This window comes from Pseudonocardia sp. (assembly GCF_029263155.1).
Classification (GTDB): Bacteria; Actinomycetota; Actinomycetes; order Mycobacteriales; family Pseudonocardiaceae; genus Pseudonocardia.
The window spans coordinates 1-3,634 of record NZ_JAJCYB010000123.1; the positions used below are offsets into that span (position 1 = coordinate 1).

Consider the following 3,634-nt stretch of genomic DNA (forward strand, 5'->3'; position numbering starts at 1 on the left):
ACCCCCGAGCCCTGGAACTCCGCCCACCCGGACGCGACATCCGGGCCCTCGACCTGCGCGCCGACTCCTCAACCGCCCACGAAGATCAACGGTCACCACTGGAGATCATCCCATGAACTACCTGCGGAACCGGGTCTGACCTGCCGCTACCGCACCAGCCGCGACAGCCTGCGGTCGGCCAGCGGCCTGCCCCCGGTCTGGCAGCCGGGGCAGTACTGGAACGACTTCGTGGCGAACGAGACCTCCCGCACGGTGTCGCCGCAGACCGGGCAGGGCAGCCCGGTACGGGCGTGCACGCGCAGCCCCGAGCGCTTCTCGCCCTTGAGCTCCGCGGCCTTCTGGCCGACCGACCGCTCGACCGCGTCGGTCAGGATCGTGTGCAGGGCCGCGTACAGGGCGTCCACCTGCTCGGCGGACAGGCGCGCGGCGGAGGCGTAGGGCGAGAGCCTCGCGGTGTGCAGGATCTCGTCGCTGTAGGCGTTGCCGACGCCCGCCAGCACCGTCTGCTCCACCAGCAGCGTCTTGATCCGCTCGGTCCGCCCCGCGAGCAGCGCGCCGAACTCGTCCCGGGTCAGTGCCAGCGCGTCGGGACCCAGCCGCGCGATGCCGGGCACCTGCCGCGGATCGGGCACCAGGTACACCGCCAGCCGCTTCTGGGTGCCGGCCTCGGTCAGGTCGAAACCCGGGCCGCCGACGTGGTCGAGGTGCACCCGCAGCTCCAGCGGCCCGCGACCGGGCCTCGGCGGCGTGGCCGAGGCCGTGTCGTGCCAGCGCAGCCAGCCGGCGCGCGACAGGTGCGTGATCAGGTGCAGGGGGTCGTCGGGCCGGTCGAGGAACTCGACGGACAGGAACTTCCCGTAGCGCGCCGCGCCCGTGACCACCCGCCCGGTCAGCTCCGTGACCGGTGGCCGGACGGTCTTGACCGCGCTCATCGAGGCGACGTCGACGCGCGCCACCGGCCGGTAGATCGCGTGCTCGCGCAGGTGGTGGGCGAGGGCCTCGACCTCGGGCAGCTCCGGCACCGGTACGCCTAGTTCACCGGCTGCAGCGGGCTGTCGGCGTGGCCGGGTGTGCCCTGGGTGCGCAGCCTGCGGACGACGATGCGGATCTCCTCACGGGCCTTCGTGCCGCCGCGCACCAGCCCGGTCCAGCGCTCCGCGGGCTGGTCGTAGCTGCCCGCCGTCTCCGCGACGACCGTCCACGGCCGGCGCAGCCACCAGCGGAACGGGAAGAACAGCACGGCGACGGCCGCGATCAGCCAGAAGAACCAGGGGACGTGCACCAGGGCAGGCGTCCAGACGATGAGGATCACCCAGAACAGGAACAGCGCGGAGAGGATCAGGACCGCGGCGCCGCGCCCGCCGTCGACGTCGTGCTCGAAGTCGTCGCCCGTGGCGGGCACGGACCACTCGATGTTGCGGCGCACCGACCAGGTGCGTCCGTCGACGCCGGCGACCGTCTTCGCTGCCATGCTCCCTGCCGAGGTGCCCGGGCCCCGGGCGGGGCCGTACCCGTTCCACTGTCCCACATCGGGGGCGGTACGGGAGGGGTCTACGCGGCGCAGGCGGGTGGCGCGTCGTAGCGGTCGGGGGCGCCGGGGGCGAGCAGGTAGTCCGAGAGCAGCTCGACCGGCCCGGGGCCGTCGTTGCGGGCGAGGTGCGGCACGGCGTCGGCGACGAACAGGGCGTCGCCCGCGTTGTAGCGGACCGGGTCGCACCCGCCCTGCGCGACGATCGTGACCGCGCCGGCGGTGACGATCGTGGCCTCAGTCCCCGGGTGCGCGTGCCAGCCCGTCGTGCCGCCCGGCGGCAGGGTCGAGGTGCGCACGGAGTACATCGCGGGCCCGGGTGTACGGATCTCGACCGGGTAGTCGACGAGCCCGGCCCCGAGCAGGGCGGGCAACTGGGGGACGGCGAGCGCGGCCGACGCCGGTGCCGCAGCCGGGTTGACCGGCGCAGGTGGCACCTGGTCGGGGGTCGACCGCTCGGACCCGAGCTGCCCCGGTTGCGCACAGCCGGCGAGTGCGGTCGCGATCGCGATCGTCGCGATCATCCGGCCGATGCTGCCCACGCGTACCTCCCGCGGTCGGTCGAGTACGCACGGTAGTACCTGTGGATCGGGTCCCGGCCGCCCGCCCCGCGCTACGACCGCACGGGGAGGCCGACGGCGCCGTTGACGAAGTCGGACGTCAGCCGACGACGTTCAGCCGAGGTCCAGGGCGGGGGTGAGCACGCCCTCCAGCGCCAGCAGCCACTCCTTGGTGGCGCGACCGCCGCCGAAACCGCCCAGGCCGTCGGCGGCCAGGACGCGGTGACACGGCACGACGACCGGGATCGGGTTGGATCCCATGACCGCGCCGACGCCGCGGGCCGCCGTGTGCCCACCGCCCAGCGCGGCGCGCAGAGCCAGCTCGCCGTAGGTCACGGTGGCACCGAACGGCACGCTGTCGCGCAGCGCCTGCAGCACGCGACGCTGCGAGCCGGCCGTGAGGCTCCAGTCGAGCGGCAGCGTGAACCTGCGCCGCTCGCCCGCCAGGTATCCGGCGAGCTGCGCCTCCGCTTCGGCCGTGGCGCCCGCGTCGTCGACGACCGGCACGCCGAGGCGGGCGGCGGCCCGCCGGGTGAGCTCGGGCACCGCACCGAAGCCGACCAGCGCGAGACCCGCGGCGGTCACGCCCACCGTGAGCGCACCGATCGGGCCGGGCGCGGGGACGACGGTGACGGCGAGGGACATGCAACGCAGTGTGCCCCCGCGGCCCTATCCGCCGCAGACCTCCTCCGTCGGTCCTACTCTCTCCGTCTGCCCCGACGACCCCGGGTAGAGATCGACCGCGAGATGCCGGGTGGCCCAGTCCACCCAGTCCGGGACCGTCCAGCCCTGGTCGGCGACGAGCAGCCCGTAGGTCTCGGGGGACAGCAGGGCCGCGGCCATCTCGGTGGCCCGCTGCAGCGAGACGAGCACCGTGAAGCCCGGCCGCTCGGCCAGCTCGTCGACGGCGCGTGCGTGGGCGGCCAGGGCGTCGCGACGGGAACGCGCGAGCAGCGCGGCCGGTTCGGGATCGGCCGCAGCGGCGCGCAGGACCGCCGCGAGCGGGTGCTGCCGGGCGACGGCGGCCGCCGTCGCGCTCACGTGGGCCGCGAGGAGGGTCGGTCCGTCGGCGTCCGGGACCCACCCGGACGGATGGTTCTCGGCCTGCGCGGCCAGCGCGGCCTCCAGTACCGCGGCCTTCCCGTCGAAGGAGAGGTAGAGCGTCTGCACCGCCACCCCGGCGGCCCCGGCCAGGCCGGACATGGTGGTCTCGAGATAGCCCCGCTCGACGAACAGCCGGGTGGCCGCCTCCACGATCCGGCGGCGGGTGTCGGCCGACCTGTTCCGCCCGGCCGCCCGTCGCGCACCGTTCACGTGACCACCGCCCGGCCCCTCGTTCTGGAATTACGTTCCATAACTCTAGTCCATACTTCAATTCCACCGCCACCTGGCGTCCGCATCCCTTCGCACGCACAGCCCGACTCGCGCGCACGGAAACCCCGACTCGCGCGTGTCGGGGCCTGCGTGCGCGCGAGTCGGGGCCTGCGTGCGCGCGAGTCGGGGCCTGCGTGCGCGCGAGTCGGGGCCTGCGTGCGCGCGAGTCGGG

General features: G+C 74.5%; 5 protein-coding genes. All 5 read right to left on the reverse strand.

The features are described from left to right. Positions 1-146: 146 nt before the first annotated feature. Complete coding sequence (locus tag Q1K26_RS26605) at positions 147-1,022, reverse strand: DNA-formamidopyrimidine glycosylase family protein (RefSeq protein WP_300018915.1); 876 nt, start codon at positions 1,020-1,022, stop codon at positions 147-149. Between the two features lie 8 nt (positions 1,023-1,030). Then, complete coding sequence (locus Q1K26_RS26610; RefSeq protein ID WP_300018918.1) at positions 1,031-1,471, reverse strand: hypothetical protein; 441 nt, start codon at positions 1,469-1,471, stop codon at positions 1,031-1,033. Between the two features lie 80 nt (positions 1,472-1,551). Continuing rightward, positions 1,552-2,052, reverse strand: a complete 501-nt coding sequence (locus Q1K26_RS26615; protein ID WP_300018921.1) for a cupin domain-containing protein — start codon at positions 2,050-2,052, stop codon at positions 1,552-1,554. A gap of 150 nt (positions 2,053-2,202) precedes the next feature. Then, entirely contained in the window at positions 2,203-2,733 is a 531-nt protein-coding gene (locus Q1K26_RS26620) for a methylated-DNA--[protein]-cysteine S-methyltransferase (RefSeq protein WP_300018924.1), read from the reverse strand. Positions 2,734-2,757: 24 nt separating this feature from the next. Then, positions 2,758-3,402, reverse strand: a complete 645-nt coding sequence (locus Q1K26_RS26625) for a helix-turn-helix domain-containing protein (protein ID WP_300018927.1) — start codon at positions 3,400-3,402, stop codon at positions 2,758-2,760. Positions 3,403-3,634 lie beyond the last annotated feature (232 nt).